13 protein-coding genes are annotated in these 20319 nt (G+C 41.4%); 5 read left to right on the forward strand and 8 right to left on the reverse strand.

Features of this window, described 5'->3' with window-relative positions:
- Positions 1–9 precede the first annotated feature (9 nt).
- Both NG798_RS08570 and NG798_RS08575 read right to left on the reverse strand, forming a co-directional pair.
- Positions 10–1041 (reverse strand): permease, encoded by a 1032-nt coding sequence (locus tag NG798_RS08570; RefSeq protein ID WP_261221935.1) that lies wholly within the window; start codon positions 1039–1041, stop codon positions 10–12.
- A 142-nt stretch (positions 1042–1183) separates the two neighbouring features.
- Positions 1184–2302: an EAL domain-containing protein gene (locus NG798_RS08575; protein WP_261221937.1), complete on the reverse strand. Its 1119-nt coding sequence runs from the start codon at positions 2300–2302 to the stop codon at positions 1184–1186.
- Between the two features lie 638 nt (positions 2303–2940).
- Between NG798_RS08575 and NG798_RS08580 the strand changes: the two genes are divergently transcribed.
- The 5 genes from NG798_RS08580 to NG798_RS08600 all read left to right on the forward strand — a co-directional run bounded on the left by NG798_RS08580 (position 2941) and on the right by NG798_RS08600 (position 11138).
- Positions 2941–4929 carry a sensor histidine kinase gene (locus NG798_RS08580; RefSeq protein ID WP_261221938.1) on the forward strand — a complete coding sequence of 663 codons (1989 nt, stop codon included), beginning with the start codon at positions 2941–2943 and terminating at the stop codon, positions 4927–4929.
- A gap of 378 nt (positions 4930–5307) precedes the next feature.
- Positions 5308–6363: a GGDEF domain-containing protein gene (locus tag NG798_RS08585; RefSeq protein ID WP_261221939.1), complete on the forward strand. Its 1056-nt coding sequence runs from the start codon at positions 5308–5310 to the stop codon at positions 6361–6363.
- A gap of 255 nt (positions 6364–6618) precedes the next feature.
- Positions 6619–7998, forward strand: a complete 1380-nt coding sequence (locus tag NG798_RS08590; protein ID WP_261221940.1) for a sensor histidine kinase — start codon at positions 6619–6621, stop codon at positions 7996–7998.
- Positions 7999–8086: 88 nt separating this feature from the next.
- Positions 8087–9511, forward strand: a complete 1425-nt coding sequence (locus NG798_RS08595) for an ATP-binding protein (RefSeq protein WP_261221941.1) — start codon at positions 8087–8089, stop codon at positions 9509–9511.
- A 295-nt stretch (positions 9512–9806) separates the two neighbouring features.
- A complete protein-coding gene (locus NG798_RS08600) occupies positions 9807–11138 on the forward strand; it encodes a PAS domain-containing sensor histidine kinase (protein WP_261221942.1) in 1332 nt (443 codons plus the stop codon).
- On the opposite strand, the gene NG798_RS08605 is transcribed toward NG798_RS08600, so the two are convergent.
- From NG798_RS08605 to NG798_RS08630, 6 genes are all read right to left on the reverse strand, one after another.
- Positions 11041–11358, reverse strand: coding sequence for a Mo-dependent nitrogenase C-terminal domain-containing protein (locus NG798_RS08605; RefSeq protein WP_261221943.1), 318 nt, complete (start codon positions 11356–11358; stop codon positions 11041–11043). The two genes, NG798_RS08600 and NG798_RS08605, sit on opposite strands and share 98 nt — an antisense overlap.
- Before the next feature lie 238 nt (positions 11359–11596).
- Positions 11597–12220, reverse strand: a complete 624-nt coding sequence (gene rimM / locus NG798_RS08610; protein ID WP_261221946.1) for a ribosome maturation factor RimM — start codon at positions 12218–12220, stop codon at positions 11597–11599.
- 33 nt (positions 12221–12253) lie between these two features.
- The gene (locus NG798_RS08615) at positions 12254–14275 is read right to left on the reverse strand and encodes a VWA domain-containing protein (RefSeq protein ID WP_261221947.1); all 2022 of its coding nucleotides are present in this window, start codon (positions 14273–14275) and stop codon (positions 12254–12256) included.
- A 58-nt stretch (positions 14276–14333) separates the two neighbouring features.
- The gene (locus NG798_RS08620) at positions 14334–15623 is read right to left on the reverse strand and encodes a valine--pyruvate transaminase (protein ID WP_261221949.1); all 1290 of its coding nucleotides are present in this window, start codon (positions 15621–15623) and stop codon (positions 14334–14336) included.
- 386 nt (positions 15624–16009) lie between these two features.
- Positions 16010–16597: a hypothetical protein gene (locus NG798_RS08625; protein WP_261221951.1), complete on the reverse strand. Its 588-nt coding sequence runs from the start codon at positions 16595–16597 to the stop codon at positions 16010–16012.
- Between the two features lie 33 nt (positions 16598–16630).
- On the reverse strand, positions 16631–19855 hold the full coding sequence (locus NG798_RS08630; RefSeq protein ID WP_261221953.1) for a S8 family serine peptidase: 3225 nt from the start codon (positions 19853–19855) through the stop codon (positions 16631–16633).
- Positions 19856–20319 lie beyond the last annotated feature (464 nt).

Below are 20319 nucleotides of genomic sequence, written 5' to 3' on the forward strand. Positions count from 1 at the left end.
CCAGAGGTTTTAACTAAAGTGCAGGTTGATTAACAGAGTGAAAAGAAAGGTGAGTTGGGCAGCGAGGGCAAAGAGGTAAATGATCGCTTTTTTCTTGAAGAGAAAGAGCATTAAACCAATGCCTTTGAGGTCAATCATGGGCCCAAAAACTAAGAAGGCGAGGAGGGAACCGCTGGTAAAAACCGAGGCAAAAGAAAGGGCAAAAAATGAGTCTACAGTCGAACAAATCGAGACGACGGCGGCGAGTACCATCATGGCTAAAATTGATGTCACCGGCCCCTGTCCTAAACTAAGGATAAAATCGCGGGGGGCTGCTACTTGAATAATCGCGGCAATGGCACTGCCAATAACGAGAACTGCTCCTAATTCTCGGAGTTCTTGGATGGTATTATCTGCGAGTAAACGTAATTTGTCTGCGAGGGGTTTTTTGGCGCTGTTGGCGGCAATTAAATTTGGTTGTAGCATCGTAGAGTCAAGACGTAATGGCGCGCCTGGTTGACCGAGTAAATAAGTGCCAGATTGTAATAACATTGAAGCAGTTTCGCCGCTATCGATGGCTTTTTTTCCTGGGGGAATGTAGCGAGGCATGGCGCGTGCGAGGGCCGGTTGTAAGACGGGGCGGAGGTCTGCTTGGGCGCTAAAAACGCAGCCTATTATGGTAGCAATGGTTAAGGAAAGTACGACGCGCAAAACTACAATTTCTGGCTGTTCTCGAAAGGCTGTCCAGGTTGCCCAAATAACGATGGGATTGATGGTGGGGGCGGCGAGTAGAAAGCCTATAGCCACCGGCGCAGGGACTCCCTGCATTAAAAGTCGTCTGGCTACGGGCACGTTTCCGCACTCGCATACTGGAAATAAAAATCCGATTGAACTGCCGGCTAAGGCTCCTAAGAAGGGGTTGCGGGGCATCATTTTGACTAATTTGGCTTCATCGACAAATAGCAGCAGTAAACCGGAAAATAAGACGCCGAGCAGCAAGAAGGGGATCGCTTCTACCAGCAAGCTTAAAAAGATTGTAAAAGCCTGGTTGATTTGATTCATGTAGTGTGTGGGGAGCGCGAAAGTTCATAACCTACAACATCTTATCAAAGAGGTAGTGGCACCCGGAACAATGCAGCAAAAAAGCTGGCAGCGATCAAGCAACTGCCAGCCCGTTGAAGGTTTTAGGTTGAAAATTGCCGCATTAAGCCGGTAATGCCACCATTTTTTCGCTAAATTTGGGGGTGGTGGCTACGGGGGGAGTGCTGGGTTTAGCTATTAAGAAACCTTGCACAAAAGTTGTCCCGCGTTCGCGCAGCCAGTGTAGTTCTTCTTCGGTTTCAATGCCTTCGGCGATTGTTTTTATTTCTAACTGGTGGGCGATTTCTAAGAGTTTTTCGGTAATTAAAGCTTTGTAAGGATCTTGATGGACGTTGCGGATTAAGTGCATATCTAATTTGACAAAATCTGGCCGCAGTTGATGGATTAAATTTAAGTTGGAATAGCCGCTGCCAAAATCGTCAAGGGCGATTAAAAAGCCGGCATCTTGATAAAATTTCAAGATTTTAGTCAGGTGGGAAATATCGGGGGGTTGTTCGGACTCTGCAACTTCAAACACAATCCGCTCGTGAGAAAAATCTGCTTCGTCAATGGCTCGCACGGTCATTCGTAGACAAGTAGTGGGATCATATACAGAGGTTGGCGAAAAGTTGATAAATAAATGTTCTTTGATGCCATGCAAGCTTCCTTGTTTAATGGCGCTTGATCTTGCTAAGGCATCTAACTGAAATATTAAACCGGCTGATTCTGCCTGAGCAAAAATCCGTCCTGGGGCAATGACGCTATTGTTTTCATCTATTCCTCGCAGCAGCGCTTCGTAGGCGAAAATTTGTGAGGTGTCTTCTGTATAAACAATAGGCTGAAAATAGCTGGTTATTCGCTCGTTTGCTAACATATCTAATAACCAGTCAGATTGTCCTAAGCTAAGGAAGTTTTGCAGAGATACTACCCGCGAAAAGTCTTTAAATTGTGCTTCTTCCAGGTTTGGCATCCACAAAGCTTGGCTTTCTTTGAGTTCTTTGCTAGAGAGTTTGGCCGACAACACATTGAGAAACCATTCTTTGCTTTCTTTATCTAAGATAATATACAAACATTTTTCTTCTTGAAGATGATAAGTTAACTGTTGATTTTTCAGGAAAGACAAGATTTTGTTAAGGGTGTGTTTGACGGGAAACCACAGGTATAGTCTGCCACTTCCCTCTATTTTGCTGGGGATCGTTTCACAACGGGCGCAACCTTCTCCATTTCCGTTTATTGCAGTCATTGTGTATATTCCTGTGTGATATTAGATTCCTACAGAGGGGGTTTCGAGGCTGATGTGTTTTTAACATTGGTGAGCGGGCCGACTGAAACTAAAAACACACTTTTTATGATTCCCTACCATAAAAAGCAGGGTCTAAGCGTTTAATTTTAATAATGCAGAGTTAGCTGATCATCTACCTTAAGGTAGATATGCTTTTCAACTTTTTGGAAGGGAACTTAAAAAAATTTAAAACGTATAAGACCCAAGAAAACCTGATAATTATACTGATTTTTTGCTCAATTTCTGGAAATAACGGACAAACTCATCCATAGGAGCCTTTTTATGCACTTTGACAATAAACCTCTAGGCAGATGCACTTTGCGTGGGGTTTGGATTACAAATAAAAAAGTGATAAGTGTTTGCTAGTTGAAGAACCTGTGAGCGAGAAAAATTGTAAGAATAATAAGTGGAATTATGATTATGATAAGAGCCACTTTACTTTCTTAAAGTTTTCCGTTCTCATCAGGTTTTAGAAGGTTTTAGATATTTTTTTTAAGTGTTTTAACATTTTTTGAATTCGGTAAATATTTTTTTTATTGGCCTTTTAAACCCTCTATTTGTTCATCCCGCATCTACTTTCTTAGAACCCCAGCATCTCCATGACTCCTCAAATGATCGCTAATCTACCTCTATCGAGCGGCCAAACTTCAGGGATAAGGGCTTTAGCCACCGGCAGCGTAGCAACAGCCCCTCACCAGCCGGTTAAAAATTCTGGGCTTTGCGTCGCAAGTATCCCCGGATTGATGTATCAATTTTTGCTCAGGAAGGATGGCTCTCTGAGTTTTTTATTTCTGAGCCCAAATTTTGGAGATTTTTTTGAGCTAGATGCCGGTGCAATGGATGTGGATACGGAAACTTTGGTAGCCATGATTCATCCCGATGACCGAGATTATTTTTATGATTCGATTAAGAACTCAGCAGATGCTTTAGAATCTTGGAATTGGCTGGGCCGGTTTAATTTACCTTCCGGGGAAATTAAATGGCTGCAATGGGATGCCCAACCGTCGCGGCAAGCGAACGGAAATATTTTTTGGAATGGTTTATTGGTGGATGTAACCAGCCAGCAGCAATTAAATGATGAAGTTGAGCGGCTTTGTTTTTTGTTGGGTGTAACTGAACGCTTGCAAAGTACGAGCGATCTTTATGAAATTGCTAATTTTGCTTTAACTTATTTGGTTCAAGCTACTCATGCAGCTTTTGGAGATGTGAAAGTTATTGAGCGCGATGCTGAAAACTGGCGATCCTGTTGGTTGACGAATTACGTTTCAGCCCAAGTTATTGCCAATTTTGGAGAAAGGGTTGTGACGGAAATTTTAACAGGTTTGCAAAAAAGTGCCGATCAGGATCGAGAATTCCTGGGGCAAGTTGTACAAACCGGCACAACTTTAGTAATAGAAGATTATGCCAGCCACCTTGAATTTAGCATTGATGGCTGCGAGTTGCCGGTGGGACAAATTATCATGTTTCCTATTCCTGCTAGTGATGGCACTGTGTTAGCAGTTCTGACTTTACATTCCAATCATCCTGAGCCAATTCAAAACAGCCGGATCAAAGAAATGGTTTTAGCTGCCTGTCGCATTTTAGGTGTTCGACTTGAACAGGCAAAATCGAGAGAAGAACTACGGCAAGCGAATATTCAACTAGAGTCTGCTTACGATAAATTGAGAGAGCAAACCCAAAATTTAGAACAAACTTTGTGTGAGCTTAAACAAACCCAAGCACAATTAATTCAAAGTGAAAAAATGTCGAGTTTGGGTAGTTTAGTGGCCGGGATCGCTCACGAAATTAATAATCCTGTAAGTTTTATTCACGGTAATCTACCTTTTGCGCGGAAGTATTTTCAAGATTTGCTATTTTTGCTAGAAACCTATCAAAAATACGGCCCGCAGCCGGGGCCAGAAATTGAGCAACTAACTGAGGAAATCGATATAGGTTATTTGCGAGAAGATTTGCCGAGAATTTTGACTTCCATTCAAACAGGTTCCGAACGAATTAGGGATCTTGTCCGCTGCTTGCGTAACTTTTCCCGCTTGGATGAGTCGGAACTAAAAAAAGTTAATATCCATGAGGGTATTGAAAATACGTTGCTGCTTTTAAATAACCGCTTAAAGGCGCAACATTGGCGGCCAGAAATTGAAGTTATCAAAGATTATGGAAATTTGCCCGGCGTGGAGTGTTATGTTAGCTCTCTCAATCAAGTTTTTATGAATATTATTAGTAATGCCATTGAGGCGGTGGAAGAATCTTTTGCTACCGGCTACTTGGATGCCAAACAGAATAAAGGACAAATTTGGATTCGTAGCGAACTCAAATCTGGGCAGATTTCAATTGCCATTTCTGATAACGGTTTTGGTATTCCTGCTGCTTTGCAGTCTCGTTTGTTTGATCCATTTTTTACCACCAAACCTGTCGGCAAAGGCACCGGTTTAGGGCTTTCGATTAGTTACCGCATTGTTACAGAAAAACATGGGGGTCAATTAAAATGTATTTCTGCCCCTGGACAAAACACTGAATTTGTGATCCAAATTCCCCTCAAACAAATTAAAATGAGTCAAAAATGGCCTCCATCTGCGGAAATTCCAGCTTGAGGATTTTGTGGATTTAATGTGAATTGAAGATTTACGAGTAGCCGAACTCTACAAGCTAACTTCCCCTCTAGCAACAACCACTGGCTATCAAAATTGTGGGGTTCAACTAAAACAAACCTACATAAATAAGTTAAAACTCTGTTAAAGCTAGGTAAAAATTATTTAAACATTTGCGGGCGTGGGCCGTGTTTTTTTTTCACAAAACCTTGCCTAATTGTTAAAAACAAGATTTGATAATATACGATAGATCATAAATTGCTTGTAAAATCAAGCCATCTGAAATAAGCAAAAAATCTCGCCGTTAACATTAAAAAATCCTTAAATTTTTCGGTGGCAACGACTGTCAGGTTCCAAAGTGAGGAAACTATAAGTAACTATATGCTCAGCGCCTCCCGCTTTGACACATTCTCATCGCCCCTACTGGCGAATTCTTGCCAAAAGCTGCGTTTAGATTCAACGCTTGAAGATTTGCAGCTTTGGGACTGTCAGGTAGAATCGCATTATCTCGGTAAAGAAATCGCCGAAAAATTTAACCAAAATCCTCTCTTACCCGGAGTAATTATGACGGAAGCGGGGAAATTTATCGGCATGATTTCGCGGCATCGGTTTTTGGAAAATCTTAGCCGGCCTTACGGTGTGGATTTGTTTTTGCCACGACCACTTAAATTTTTATACCGCTTTGCTCATAGCCAGGAGTTAATTTTTCCCAGCAAAAAATTAATTGTAGAAGCAGCGCACCAATCTTTACACCGGCCCCCAGAATTACTTTATGAACCGATTGTTGTGGAGGTAGCCCCTCAAGTTCAGCGATTGCTTGGTTTGCATGAATTATTAATTGCTCAATCGCAAATTCATCAACTCGCCACCCAATTACTTGAACAAACTCGTCAAAAGTTGGAAACGGCAAATGAACAATTAAAACGTCAAGTTAGTATTGATGGTTTAACCGGCATTGCTAACCGTCGCCGGTTTGATGAATATTTAGAAATAGAATGGCGTCGTCTTGGTCGTGAAAATTTGGTTTTGTCTTTGATTTTGTGTGATGTGGATTTTTTTAAAAGCTATAACGACACCTACGGACACCAAGCTGGGGATATGTGTTTGCGATCCTGTGCGAGTTTGTTGAGCAATTCGGTTCACCGGCCTGCGGATCTGGTGGCTCGCTATGGCGGTGAAGAATTTGCGATTATTTTGCCGAATACCGATAGCGCCGGTGGTGTTTATGTTGCAGAAGCCATCCGGGCCGGTTTGCATTCGTTAAAACTGCCTCATATTCGCTCAGAGTGCGGTTTTGTTTCCCTCAGCTATGGAGTAGCTTGCATGATTCCCAGCCACGACACAGAACCGGCAGACCTCATTGCCCTAGCAGATCAAGCGCTTTATGAAGCTAAAGCAAAAGGGCGAAATTGTGTAGTTTTGAAAACGCAATTTTAGGGTAAAATTATCCCAAGTTTTAGCTGCGAGTAGACAATAAATTGCCACAAGGGCTATAAATTTGTCAGAATCTACTTTTCAAATAAGGTTTAATGCGCCAAAAAGCTCTCAAGAGTTTAATTATAGTTTAAGGCATAATTATTTTATTGTTAAGACTAAAAGCCAGAAAAATTAAGAGTAAAAGTGTCCCTAATAGCTTAAAATATAAAAAGTTGAACTGAACATTTAAAGCAAGCATAACCGGGGTAAAAAAAGATGTTGGCTAGCAATCAACTTTGTGAAGGAGTAAAACAGGTGACGAGATATCAACTCTACACCGGCAACCTGCGAATAGACTCAACGATCAGAGATTTAACACTCCATGAGTTTATTGCCGATGCCAGTTGTTTAGGCAAAGAATTGGCAAAAGCATTTACTGAAAATCCATTACTTCCTGGTGCCATTCTCATCACCCCAGGCGGCCAACTAGCAGGAATGATTTCGCGCAGGCGGTTTTTAGAACACCTAAGCCGGCCCTATGGAGTTGAGCTATTTTCTCGCCGTCCTGTGGAGGCATTATATCGGTTTGCCCAAACAGATGTTTTAGTGGTGCCGGCAAACACCACCATTGTCAATGCAGCCCATCAATCTTTACAGCGTTCCCCCGAATTACTTTATGAGCCGATAGTCGTTGAACTCGCCCCGCAAAATTATCGGCTTTTAGATGTTCACCAGTTATTAATTGCTCAATCTCATATCCACCAACTTACAGCCCAACTGCTCCACGAACAAACCCAAGCCCAAATGATTCAAACAGAAAAAATGTCAAGTTTGGGGAGAATGGTTGCCGGGGTAGCCCACGAAATTCGCAACCCAGTTAACTGTATTTCTGGGAATATGGGATTTGTGGAAAATTACTTTCAAGATTTGCTTTATCTCCAAGAAATTTACGACGAAATAGACATAAAAGACCCAAGCCTAATTGAACAGACTAAAGAAGAAATAGACTTAGATTTTTTGCGAGAAGATATGCCAAAAATGATTGAAAGCGTCAAAATAGCTGCCGACCGGCTCACCAAAATTGTCGCCAGTTTGCAAAACTTTTCGCACCTCGACGAAAAGAAACCGCAACCGGCAGACATTCACGAATGTATCGACAGCACGCTGTTAATTTTAAATAACCGCCTTAAATATGATATTAACCTTGTCAAAAATTACGGTGACGTGCCGCCAATTCCCTGCTATTCTGGACAACTTAGCCAAGTATTTATGAACTTGATCAGCAACGCAATCGATGCTTTAATGGAGCAATTAGAAACGGCCAAAAAGGAATGGAAACCGCAAATTAGCATCCGCACCGGCCTCAAAGAATTTGACCAAAAAGAATGGGTATTTATCCAAATAACAGATAACGGGCCCGGTATCCCCCCAGAAATTATAGGAAGAATCTTTGAAACATTTTTTACAACAAAACCCCTGGGAAAAGGCACCGGCTTAGGATTAGCCATTAGCCATCAAATTGTCACGGAAAAACATACAGGCAAACTGAACGTATCGAGCCGATGGGCTAACAGTGAGGAAAGCCAGATAGAAACCGGCACAGAGTTTGAAATTTTGTTGCCGGTTACGGAAACTGGTTTAATAAGCAGCAGATAATGTTAGGCTATGGTCTGAAGCTAAAACCACAGCTTCCTGTCTGCTCAAGTTTATGCGTCCGGGTTGGCCGGCGAATTATGTGTTTTAAGTGCCAGAAGAATTTGCTTGTGAAATAAAAGCGCCTGTTTTATCGGATGTTGGCAATCAAGACCTCCGCATCGAGTCTACCTTGGAGGAATTGCCGCTTTACAGTTTTGAAGTTGAAACCAATTGCCCCGGCAGCGCTATTGCCGCAATTTTTGAAAAGCATCCCTTACTTCCGGGGGCAATTTTGCTTTCTGACGGCAAATTTATCGGCATGATCTCCCGCCAGCGCTTGCTAGAATACTTGCTGCGTCCGCAGGGAATAGAATTGTTTTTGCAGCAACCTTTGAGCGTGCTTTATAGTTATGCTCGCACTCAGGTTTTAGTGTTACCCGGAAAAATGTTAGTTGTGGAAGCAGCGCGGCACGCCTTGCGGCGAAATCCCGAATTACAAGGAGAACCTTTGGTGGTTCAAACTGAAACCAAGATTTATCAATTATTAAACGCCCAAGAGTTAAATATTGCTTACTGGCAAATTCGCGGTATTGAAACCCAGATGCGGTTTGAATTCATGCAGGCGCAAATTATTCAAAGTGAAAAAATGGCATCTTTAGGCCGGTTAGTGGATGGCGTGGCGCACGAAATTTTAGATCCCGTAGGGTTTATTTGGGGAAACCTGAGTTATGTGTCGAGTTATGTTCAACAATTAATGGAAGTTGTTAAGGCTTATGAACAATTGATACCGGAAGTGCCGGCAGAAATTGCCCAACTCAAAGAAGAAATGGAATTTGATTTTTTGCAGGAAGATTTACAGCGAACTCTCAGCAGCATTCGCACCGGCGCGGAACGCTTAAAAAAACTGGCTTTGGGATTGCAAAATTTTTGTCATATTGATGAAGTGTATGCCAAACCGGCGGATCTGCACGCCTGTTTGGATGGAGTTTTGCTGCTGCTAAAAAGCCGGCTAACCGTAGAAATAGAAGTAGTGAAAAATTATGGACTCTTGCCACCGCTGTCTTGTTATGCCGGTCAATTGAGCCAAGTATTTATGAATATTCTCAGTAACGCCTTAGACGCACTCATCAACCAATCTTTGACCCAAAAATTTGCCGCAGAGTTTAGGAATGCCGCCTTGACTTATCTGCCGGCAAAAGCAACTTATAAACCTCGCATTGAAATTACAACCTCTGTATGTGCTTGGAACCAAAAAAACAACGAGACACATTACTCGCGGGGTGTTATGATTAAAATAGCCGACAACGGCCCCGGAATGTCACCCCAAAAACAGCGGCAAATTTTAGAATCTTTTTCTGCTGAAAAACGAGTTGAAAAAGAAACCAGTTTAGCCGTAAGCTATTGGATTGTAACTGCAAAGCATGGCGGACAATTTAACTTTAAATCTCGCTGGCGGGGGGCTGAAAACCACAATGATAGAGATTTGCAAGCCAACACCGGCACGGAATTTGAAATTATTTTGCCTTTGATTTAGGGGCCAACATTAGCTGGGCTTATACCTGCTATTAGAAAAAGTTTTATCTTTTTTATGTGCAGGAGTAACATTTTCTATGCCTTGAGATAGGTTATTTTTTAGAAGTTGTGCTACTTTGGGTGAGATGGGGTATAAATCGCAGCCAATAGCCAAAGCCGAAAAATTGCTACAGCACCTTCTACAAAACCCATCTTTAGCACTACGAAACTAAGTTTTTCAAAATTTTGGCGGCCAGACAACAAATTGCCGTTTCCGTTTCTAAGTAATCAAACTAATTGAGTGTGGGTATAAAGCGATGTCTTTAGAGTTGGGAGCAAAATTGATCGGCCAATTGCCACAATACATCAGTTTAAAACAACCAATAAGCGAACATTCCATTAATTACCCATTGATAGTAAGGATCTGGCAAAAATTCCACCAACGCAATGAAAAATACCGGCAAATTTTTGAAAATGCCGTTATTGGAATGTTTCAAGCCACAAAAAGCGGACATTTTATAGCAGCAAACCCAGCCCTAGCAAAAATTTATGGCTATGAAACTACTCAACAACTGACCGATAATTTAAAGAATTTAAAACTCCATCGTTATGTTGATCCCCACCGGCATCAAGCCTTAATTAACCTGTTGCAAGAGCAAGAAGTTGTGCGGGGTTTTGAATCGGAAATCACCCGTTTAGATGGAAGTAGAATTTGGATTTCAGAAACGGTAAAATTGACTTATAACGCCTATGGAATACCAGTAGGATATGAAGGCAGCATAGAAGAAATTACCGAACGCAAACAAGCAGAATTTCGCTTACAAGAAGCCCTGGAAAAAGAAAAAAAAGCCAGCCAGCTTAATGCACAGTTTGCCTCGATGATTTCCCATGAATTGAAAAACTCTCTCACGATTATTGCAGCTTCCGCAGACTTGCTGAAGTTGCACAGCCAAAAAATGGCACCCCACGAAAAACAAAGCCGGTTTGACAAAATTGGCACCACGATTAGAAATATGAGTGCCATGATCGATGGTGTCCTTGCCATTGGCAAAGCAGAAGCCGGTAAATTAAAATTTGAGCCGGTTCAGCTAGAAATTCAGCCTTTTTTCCAAGACATTTGGCAAGATATTCAGGTAATGACAAAAGCCCAACATACCCTGAAAATATCCAGCCGAGATAGCAAGTCTATGGTAGTAGAAACCGACTTGCGAATTTTTCGGCAAATTTTCATCAATTTACTTTTAAATGCCGTCAAATATTCCCCAGATGCCAGCGGAGTCGAGTGCGAAATAACCTACGAACAAAACCAAGCAATTTTTCGCATCAAAGATGAAGGAATAGGCATTTGTGAAGAAGACCAAAAACATTTATTTGAAGAATTCCATCGCGGCAAAAATACGACTAGCTTTGAAGGCACCGGCCTGGGTTTATCCATTGTCAAAAAAGCCCTAGAATTACACGGCGGCAGCCTCAGTTTTGAAAGTCACATAGGCGTAGGAAGTATCTTTACTATCCACCTTCCTCAAGCCTCTCCTCCTAGTCTAACTGCCTTTAACGGCAATATACAGAAACATCTTCTTTGCATACCTCGGCCAGAAAACATAACGAACGAAAACGCAATCCCACAAATTCCTCATATAAGGGATTGAGTTTGCACATTGGCGGAATGTGAAACAAAGTCTTACCAAAAAATTGAATATCTCGCTCAAACGGACATTGAGAAGGAATCAACCGACAAATTAGTTTAGCCTGTTGCCGGTTATCAATTTTGACTGTATCCAACCAATGACGGAGCGGTTGCAATAAGCGAGAAACAATCGTCGGACGCGGGGATTTTTGGAACGAATAAGAAATGCTTGAAACCGTCATAATCTCTTACCTAATTAAATCAAAGTTGAGTTCACTTTTCGGCTTATTTTGAGGTCAGCTTGAATCCTGGTTATTTTGAAGCCGCCATTGCGATTGCTCGCTCAACTTTGTGACACTCTTAATTTAAAAAATTTTACCCCCTGGCTTTCGTATATTTCACTACATAATGCCCATTGAGATGCTAAGAAGGGATGATAAGCATTCAATTTTTGAATATGTGGGTTTACCAGAGGAAAAATTACACTTCCAACAAACCTGGAGGCGGATTAATTTCCAACCGGCCAGCTTCCAAATCAACCACCGGCACAATTTCATTAACAAACGGAATTAAAACCTGTGGCGGTTGACTCGGTTTAGAAGCTTTGCGTTTTCTACCACCGCGACGAGCAGAAGGGTGGATAGGTTGAGGTTCTTCGGGGGGAGTTTCTGACGCCACACCGAACAATTCTACAGCTAGTAAATCATTACCCGCTGGGATGACATCAACCACTTTACCAATGGTTTGATTAGTTTGCCGGTTTAACACCTCCAAACCAATCAAATCCATAACATGATATTCGCCTTCTTCTAAAGTAGGCCGGTCAGTATCAGGAACCAACAATTCAAACCCCCGTAGGGCTTCCGCATCCTCTCGATTCTTAATTCCCGCCAGTTCCACCACATAAATTCCTCGGCCCGGAACCTCCCGACCTCCTAACAATTCAATCGCTTTCGCTTCTTCTGTTTCATTGCGTCTGATCCACCGCTTTCCCGGTTCTAAAAACCGTTCAGGAAAATCCGAATTTGGATAAATTCGCATCTGGCCATCTAAACCTTGCGCGGCAACAATTGTCCCAATCACTAACCAATTATCATTTGTCATTTTTCAGTTATAAATCCCTACAAAACAAACAGCCTATTTTTGAAAATCTGGAAGCAAGCGGCACTTTTCAACCAAACGAATAAACTCCCCACGATAACCTTCTGGATCATCATCTGTTGCCTGAATTGCCAGTTGCAAAACTTGGTCAAAATTTGCCGAACCTTTATGCTCCGACTCTCTTAAAATCATACCAAAACCTGCGACCGCCGCCGCAAATTTTAAATTTGACGATGCCGAAGCTAAACTAACATCCCCATCCATCACCGGCTGCGAAATCAACTGCGAAACTGTCTCATTCGGTGCCTTATAACGTAACTTCACCTGCATCAACTCATTACTTTGAGACACCGGCTCAACATTATTTTGCTGATAGCGCAGCGGATCAACCTCTGGCAACTTCACATCACTTTGAATCCCCACCGGAATTATCTCATAAAGAGCAGTTACCGAATGGCCGGCCCCCAACTCACCGCTATCTTTTTGATCATCATTAAAGTCTTGCGCTTGCAATAGTCGATTTTCGTAACCAATCAGCCGGTAAGCTTGCACTTTTGCCGGATTAAACTCTACTTGAATTTTAACATCTTTAGCAATTGTCAGCAACGTTGCCCCAATTTCTTTTACCAAAACTTTCTTTGCTTCCAGCAAACTATCCACATAGGCATAATTTCCATTACCTTGATTTGCCAACTGTTCCATTTTTGCATCTTGATAATTGCCGGTGCCAAAGCCCAAAACCGACAGAAAAACACCACTATTTCGCTTTTCTTCAATCAAGCGCACCAATTCTGCATCACTCGAAACCCCGACATTAAAATCCCCATCCGTTGCCAAAATTACGCGGTTATTTCCCCCATCAATAAAATTTTCTTCCGCCCACTTATAAGCAAGATTAATTCCCTCCCCCCCGGCAGTCGATCCACCGGCTTTCAAATTTTCAATCGCCGCCATAATTTTCTCTTTTTGATTTCCTGAAGTAGCAGGCAAAACAACACCGGCAGCCCCGGCATACACCACAATTGTCACCCGATCTTCTTCTCTTAATTCATTTACCAATAGCCCCAACGAAGACTTCACCAACGGCAGTTTATTCGGTTCATCCATTGACCCCGACACATCCACCAAAAACACCAAATTACTAGGCGGTAAATCTTCCGTAGAAATGCGTTTTCCCTGTAAGCCAATTTTTACTAACTTATGTTTAGGATTCCAAGGTGCAGACGCCAATTCTGTTGTAATAGAAAAAGGTTTATCATCTGACGGCTGCGGATAATTGTAAGTAAAATAATTAATCAATTCTTCAATCCGCACCGCATCTTTCGGCGGTCGCTGACCATTACTAATAAACCGACGGACATTGCTGTAAGAAGCCCTATCTACATCAATAGAAAAAGTCGATAAAGGGTTATTAGTAGCTCTTTGAAAAGTATTTTCATTAAAAACGCGATACCCCTCTCGATTAAAATCAGGATCGGAAGAAACGCCTGGATTAATTAAGATTTGTTGAGGTGAATCTTCCCTTGTCACAAAATTAGCATTACCCCCTCCGCTGCTTTCATCAAGAGGGTAAACACTCCCCACCGGCGGCGGAACTGGTCTAGGAGTAACTTGTACAGCAGGAGCCGGGGGACGCGGAGCAATATTATTATTTCCAGAAGCCTGATTTTGTCTAATTTGCGCTAATTCAACGGCAAATTCTCGTTCTAATTTTTGCCAATTTACTATTTCTTCTGGGGTAAAATTATAATCAGGATTTGCCGTTGTAAATTGCTTAATTACGACTTGGCAATTATTCATGGCAACCGCCAATTCATACCGAGTCAAAACTTTGTTAGGTAACGGAACACAATTATAGCGTAAGAAAAAACTTTGTAAAGTTTGAAATTGCCAATCTGTCGGCTTTACTCCCGCCGGTGCTAACTGCGAATTAGACTGAGTTAATTTAACCAAATTTTGCGTATTTGGAACAGAGGCAACTGCATTACCTGCTACCAGTAATAGCACGCCTAAAACTCCTCCACTCCGCTGCAAAGCCAACCAAAAAGTTTTTGACATTGCTCTTTCCTCGCTTTAAAGTTATAGCTAATTGGTGGGCAGAGCCCACCCTACAAAATTAGGCAATCGCCGCTACTTTTCCAGCTTGATAAACCTTTTGCACAACCTCAGCTAAACGCCGCATTCCTGTTTCTATTTCCTCATCCGTTGCCGTTAAACTAATGCGGATACATTGATGTTTGTGTTCCCATTCTTCATTTAAACCAGGGAAAAATGTACTTCCCGGCACCACAATCACCCGAACCGTTTTCAACTGTTGATAAAACTCCCAATCAGAAATCGGCAAATCCTTTAACCACAACCAGGCAAAAATTGCCCCTTCACCGCGATGCAAAAACCAAGATAAATCTGCCGGCATTGCTTCATCCAGCGTACTTTCCACCACCGTAAATTTTTGTTTATAATAAGGGCGAATTACGGTTTCAGAAATATCTGCCAAACCGCCACTTTCAATCGCTCGCGCCGCAATTGCTTGTCCATAACGGGGTGAATGAATGCAGGTATTAGTTTGGAAACTTTCTAACACTTGAATCACATCAGGATCACCAATCGCAATCCCAATTCGTTCCCCAGGCAAACCGGCCTTTGATAAACTCATACCATGAATAATATTGCCGCCAAAAATCGGCTGCATTTCCGTAAAATTCAGCGCCGGAAATGGAGGCCCATAGGCAGAATCCACCACCACCGGCACATCATAAGGCGCAGCCAAATCAGCAATTTTTTGTAATTCCTCATTGCTGATCACATTGCCGGTGGGATTGCAAGGACGGGAGAATAAAACACAGCCGGTATTTTCATTAATTTGTAGTTGACTGAAATCTGGCCGGTATTTAAAAGAGTGGGCGGTTTCATTAATATCTAAAGTTGGTTTATATGCCACCAAAGCTTCCGGCACAAAACCAATACCACCATAGCCGGTATAATCGGGACTCAAAGGCAAAACAATTTGTTTAAGCTGACCCGATTTTGAATAACCGCCAAACGCATTTGCCGCATAAAAATAAAGCGACTGAGAACCTGGAGTAATCAAAATATTGCGGCTGGTTAAATTTAACTTATAACGCCGGTTAAAATCTTTTACCACCGCATCAATCAAAGGCTGATATCCTTGCGAAGAACCATACCGGCACACCACCTCGCCATATTCAGGGCTCGCCAGCAAATCCGCCGTACAGTCGCGCCAAAGTTGCTCAACCTCTGGTAAAATAACCGGGTTGCCGGCACTTAAATTAATGAATTCCTGCCCTTTTCCAGCTTGCAGGGTTTCAATAATATCTTTCATAATTGCCCGCACCCCTGTGAGGTTGGACATTTTTTCACCAAATTGAGACAGGGCAGGATTCATAAGCTTGGGGAGATGAAACGACTATTTCTATTTTCAATATAAGATAGTAACTAATTTATTGGCTCTTTTCACCTTCTTTCCCTCAAATTTAACTGCCCTAAGATGAAAGTCGCGTAAGCTTGCCTGTTTACCCGCCTCTCCTACCACCGGCCTAAAACCGACGTAAGGGCCGGTTTTGCTACATTTATGTCATCAAAAGAGCACAAGTTTTAAATGTTAAGAGAAACCGAGTTTCTTAGTTGAGATTTAACTCTTGAATTTTCGTTTCATAGAAAGCAGGTTTTTGTGCCTTCCGGATAAATATTTTGACACTTAGGTTTCAAGGTTCTAAGCCGGTTAAATCCTCGGCTTCATTCTAGCTCACCAGCAGGTAAGTGAAATTGCAGTTAGGGAGTAATGCGGAATTCGGTACCAATTTCTGAATTTTCATAGTTATGTTGGAGAATGTGGGCGATACGTTGTAGATAAGTTTTTAGCATAGGAGTCTCGGAAACGAATTTGTTAAAGCTGTTATAAGCCTGATCTATGTCCTCAAAAATTTCACAAATTAGTTGTTTTTTGCCGCTCAATATGTAAAGTTCTGATTCTATGTTGATCAGCGTAAAGTCTGGTTCTGCTTCTCCGCTAAATAAGACGGTACACTCTCCTCCTAGGCGTGTATTAAATTCCATAAGGCTATCAATACTTAGGGGAACTTTATAAGCCCAAATGCTTTTTTCAAGTAAAACTACGCCCCACAGTTCTTGATAGCCGTGTGAGAGTAAGGTTTGGTGGATTTGGTGCAGATAGGGTGTTAGATAATCTTCGTAGGATATGGGAACGGCTACCCATTCTGAGAGTTTAAAAAGGATGATTTCTAAACTGTGTCTGGGTTTAACTTGGCTACGAATTGCCCAGCTTAAAATTTCATCAATTTTATCTAATTCTTGTGGGTCGGTGATGAGTTGAATGTGTTGCGGTTGGAAAAAAGACATGGGTTTTAATTTGGTAAACAACGGTATTATTATTTATGGTAGCGTCTCTCCAATAGGTAAATACCTAATTTTATATGGTGCACCTGTTGGTCGTTGAATTTCCACAGTAGGCGCATCAACGCTAGTAGCGTTCGGTCGCACAATAATAGTGGTTTCATCAGGAAGATTTGTGGTATAAGTCCCAGGATTATCTATTTTTGGTATAACTTCTGATTTGAATTTAAAAACAAAAAAAGTGAAAAAATCCATGTAAGCAGCAGCCTGTTGAAACACAGCATTTTTCCAATAGTTTCTATTCCCAACCGGGCCATTAGCACTATTTAAATATTCTATGATAGCCCTGTCTACTTCTGGATTTAATGGATAAGGATTTCCACCTCCAGAACCACCCTCTCCACCAAAACCGGCCTCCAACAAATCACCCTCACCGGCATCATATCCCTCAGAAAAATACACATTCTGAGAGCTATAACTATAACCATTCGTATCCCCCCCGCCACTTTCATAAACAGAGTAATACTGCTCATTATCCCAAAAATAAGAACTCCAAGAATTACTCCAATACCGATAGCCATTATCCAACTGATACCAATATTTTGACAAAGACCAATTATTACCACGATTCCAATAATCGGAATTCTGAGAACCCGATTCCCCATCAGAACCATTTAACTGCCACGACCAACTTTTTCCCCCATTCCAGATAGATTCACTCCAGAAATAACCAAAACTAGAACCAGTAGAATTTGACCAATAACTGCTATTATTCCACCCATCCTCAGATTTTGACCAACTTGAACCAAAGCTGATACTTTCTGAAGATGAACCATCTCTGTAAGTTATTCCTGACTGACTATTATTGGACGAGTAGCTATCGCTGCTATTGTACGAAGTCGAAGAGTTCTCATTATAATTGCTAAAACTTTTAGAACTTCCATTCCCATAGCTACTACTTTGACTAAAAGAATTATACCAATCACTTGTAACTTTATTAAAAGATTGCGAATCATTAAACCACAAGCTTTCTGAGTTACTGTAGCCCTCATATCCATACCACCGATATTTTTGTTCCCAAGAATAGTTACTACTAGACGAGCTAGAACTATTGCTAACACTGCTGTAACCAGGATAAAAATAATGTGAATTTGAGGAATAAGAACTCTCACTATTTTGGCTACCTTGATACATCACCCAAGTGCTATCCCAGTAAGAGTTATTATTCCATTCATTAAAACTCTGACTGCTGCTATTAATTTCATAACCATTTCCACTGCTGTGCCAGTTATCACTACTTGAAGAAGATTCAGAATTTTCGCTGCTTTCGTCATACCAATTACCGGTATCTTCTGCTGGATATGGTGATACTACTTGAACTGTGCTGCCATTAGAACTAAAACCCCCTGAATTCCCTACTGAAATCGCTATGGGGATACTATTATCGCTGTTGCTAGAATCACCTGAGTTGTCAGTTGGCCACCCACCTTCTTCTAGCCAAGATACCGGCACCGCTTGAACTTCTGCCAACGGACTCTCACTAATCAGGGAATTATTTATAGGACTTACGTTTGTGGGTTCAGAAACCGGGTTTTTTATCGGTATTAAAGTCTCTATAGGATTGGATAAAAATCCTGTTTCTAATTTGGTATTTTCTGGAAGAATTTGTAATGCCTTTTCCACAGATGAAGAAACATTTAATAACCCAAAACCCGTAAGCGCATCCCAACCGGCTGTATTCAAATCAGTAGCCGTCTCTAATAGAATTACCTTAACTTGTTGGTAACTTAACTCAGGATTTGCAGCCCAAACTAAGGACGCTGCACCCGTTACTGTAGCGGCGGCGGTTGAGGTTCCAACAACTTTACCCACTCCCTCTCCTACTGTGGAAAATAGGGGCTTTTCTTGCGTACCACCTTCAGCTAAAATGCTTAAACCTTCCCCATAATTAGAATAATCAGCGCGATTCCAATTATCTACCGCCCCAACGGTAATAATATTGTCAAACTCTTTAGATGCACCGGCTAAAGCAGACACTTCTTTTCCTTTATTTCCAGCGGCTACTACAATTAAAACGTTATTTTGACGTGCATATTCAATAGCATCTTTTTCTTTAGCTGTTAATTCAAAGCGGGGACTCATGCTATAGGAATCGTTAACCTCTGTTAATTCAAAGCTGAGGTTAATAATTGCATTTGGTTGTGATGAAGCAACAGCAGTATCTACAAATTCTCTTAAAGATTCTTCCCATTTACCAGAACCCACCGCACGTCCTACCCAAATGGGTGCATCGTCATTGATTCCCTCAATACCAATGCCGTTATTTTTAGTAGCCGCTATTATTCCTAAAACAGCAGTACCATGCTCGTCGCCTTTTCCTGCTTGCAAGAGAGGATTTTTATCACCATCAATGCGGTCAGATCCTAAAATTATTTTTGAATAGTTAAGATCAGGGTTATGGGCAGAAAATCCGGTGTCTATTATTCCGATTAACGGTTGTGATTCTCTAGGAAAACTAAACTGCACCGGCCCTAAACTTTGTGGTGTCCTCAGTTCAAAAACTGTCGGTTCTATTGCCGATGCCGGTTCTAATATTTCTGTTTCAAAAATAATAGAAGCCGATTGAACGACATTTTCAGAAACAATAATAGCCGGTTCTATTATTGCGGTTTCAGAAACAATAGGAGACGTTTCTATTATCGGATTTTCAGAAACAATAGGAGCCGGTTCTATTGCGGTTTCAGAAACAATAGGAGCCGGTTCTATTGCGGTTTCAAAAACAATAAGAGCCGGTTCTATGGGCGAATTTTCTGCAATAATTGGTGTAAATTCACTTACCGGCTCAACGGATTTAATAATGGCTGGTTCTTCGAGTTGGCCGGTGATACAATTAGATAACTGATTTTTATGAGATTTAGGACAATCCACCGCACCGGCTACTGGTTGAGGTCTGCTATTATTCGGCAAACCTGTAACAATGTCATAAGCGGCTGATTTTTGTTTCTTCAAAGCAGGCGGTTGGGTTTTGCTCTGATTAGCTTCACTTTTTATTTTTCCACAATCAGCCTTTGTAATGTCAGCAGTAATTAAATTTTCTATGACGATTAATTCAGGCACCAGTTTATCATTATAAATCTCTGGCGATTCTCTTGTCATGGTGCCAGAAAGCGGCGGAATTAAGTTAAAAAGGCTGTTTGATTCACTATCTAGGTTGTTATTACTTATGAGTGAAGTGCTGTTTAAGTCATCTAACTCAAATGCCATTTTTAAACTCCCACAAAATAGATGCACGCCGTTATGATCAAGATACACCGGGATTTTTCAGGTGTTTCTTGTTTACCAGTTATGTTTATAGCAGCCAAGAATAACGCTTTTTTTCTGGAGCGTAAATCCGAAAAATTACTGAATTATAGGAGTCTTTAAAATCTGGCCGGTGGCGGAAGTAGTAACGATTTTTAAGCTTGCCAGCTTTTGATAATTTTTCTTTTTGCATAGAAAAATTAACCTAGGATTTTTTCACCAACCCGTCAAGCGTAAACTGACTGAAGTTAACCTAGAGAGGACAAAATAACTTTGACCTTAGAAACAGGGTTTTTGATCTGTTATTGGTCAAATGTCATTAGTCAAATGTCATTATTCAAAGGACAATTGACCAATGAGATCCCCCCTACCCCCCTTTAAAAGGGGGAAGAGCAATGACAAAGGACAAATGACTATTGACTATAGCA

The organism is Ancylothrix sp. D3o, assembly GCF_025370775.1.
GTDB lineage: Bacteria > Cyanobacteriota > Cyanobacteriia > Cyanobacteriales > Oscillatoriaceae > Ancylothrix.

Excerpts from the sequence above, each read along its gene's own strand:
- NG798_RS08570 (WP_261221935.1), bottom strand. The coding sequence starts at position 1,041 with ATGAATCAAATCAACCAGGCTTTTACAATCTTTTTAAGCTTGCTGGTA.
- NG798_RS08575 (WP_261221937.1), bottom strand. The coding sequence starts at position 2,302 with ATGACTGCAATAAACGGAAATGGAGAAGGTTGCGCCCGTTGTGAAACG.
- NG798_RS08580 (WP_261221938.1), top strand. The coding sequence starts at position 2,941 with ATGACTCCTCAAATGATCGCTAATCTACCTCTATCGAGCGGCCAAACT.
- NG798_RS08585 (WP_261221939.1), top strand. The coding sequence starts at position 5,308 with ATGCTCAGCGCCTCCCGCTTTGACACATTCTCATCGCCCCTACTGGCG.
- NG798_RS08590 (WP_261221940.1), top strand. The coding sequence starts at position 6,619 with ATGTTGGCTAGCAATCAACTTTGTGAAGGAGTAAAACAGGTGACGAGA.
- NG798_RS08600 (WP_261221942.1), top strand. The coding sequence starts at position 9,807 with ATGTCTTTAGAGTTGGGAGCAAAATTGATCGGCCAATTGCCACAATAC.
- NG798_RS08605 (WP_261221943.1), bottom strand. The coding sequence starts at position 11,358 with ATGACGGTTTCAAGCATTTCTTATTCGTTCCAAAAATCCCCGCGTCCG.
- rimM (WP_261221946.1), bottom strand. The coding sequence starts at position 12,220 with ATGACAAATGATAATTGGTTAGTGATTGGGACAATTGTTGCCGCGCAA.
- NG798_RS08615 (WP_261221947.1), bottom strand. The coding sequence starts at position 14,275 with ATGTCAAAAACTTTTTGGTTGGCTTTGCAGCGGAGTGGAGGAGTTTTA.
- NG798_RS08620 (WP_261221949.1), bottom strand. The coding sequence starts at position 15,623 with ATGAATCCTGCCCTGTCTCAATTTGGTGAAAAAATGTCCAACCTCACA.
- NG798_RS08625 (WP_261221951.1), bottom strand. The coding sequence starts at position 16,597 with ATGTCTTTTTTCCAACCGCAACACATTCAACTCATCACCGACCCACAA.
- NG798_RS08630 (WP_261221953.1), bottom strand. The coding sequence starts at position 19,855 with ATGGCATTTGAGTTAGATGACTTAAACAGCACTTCACTCATAAGTAAT.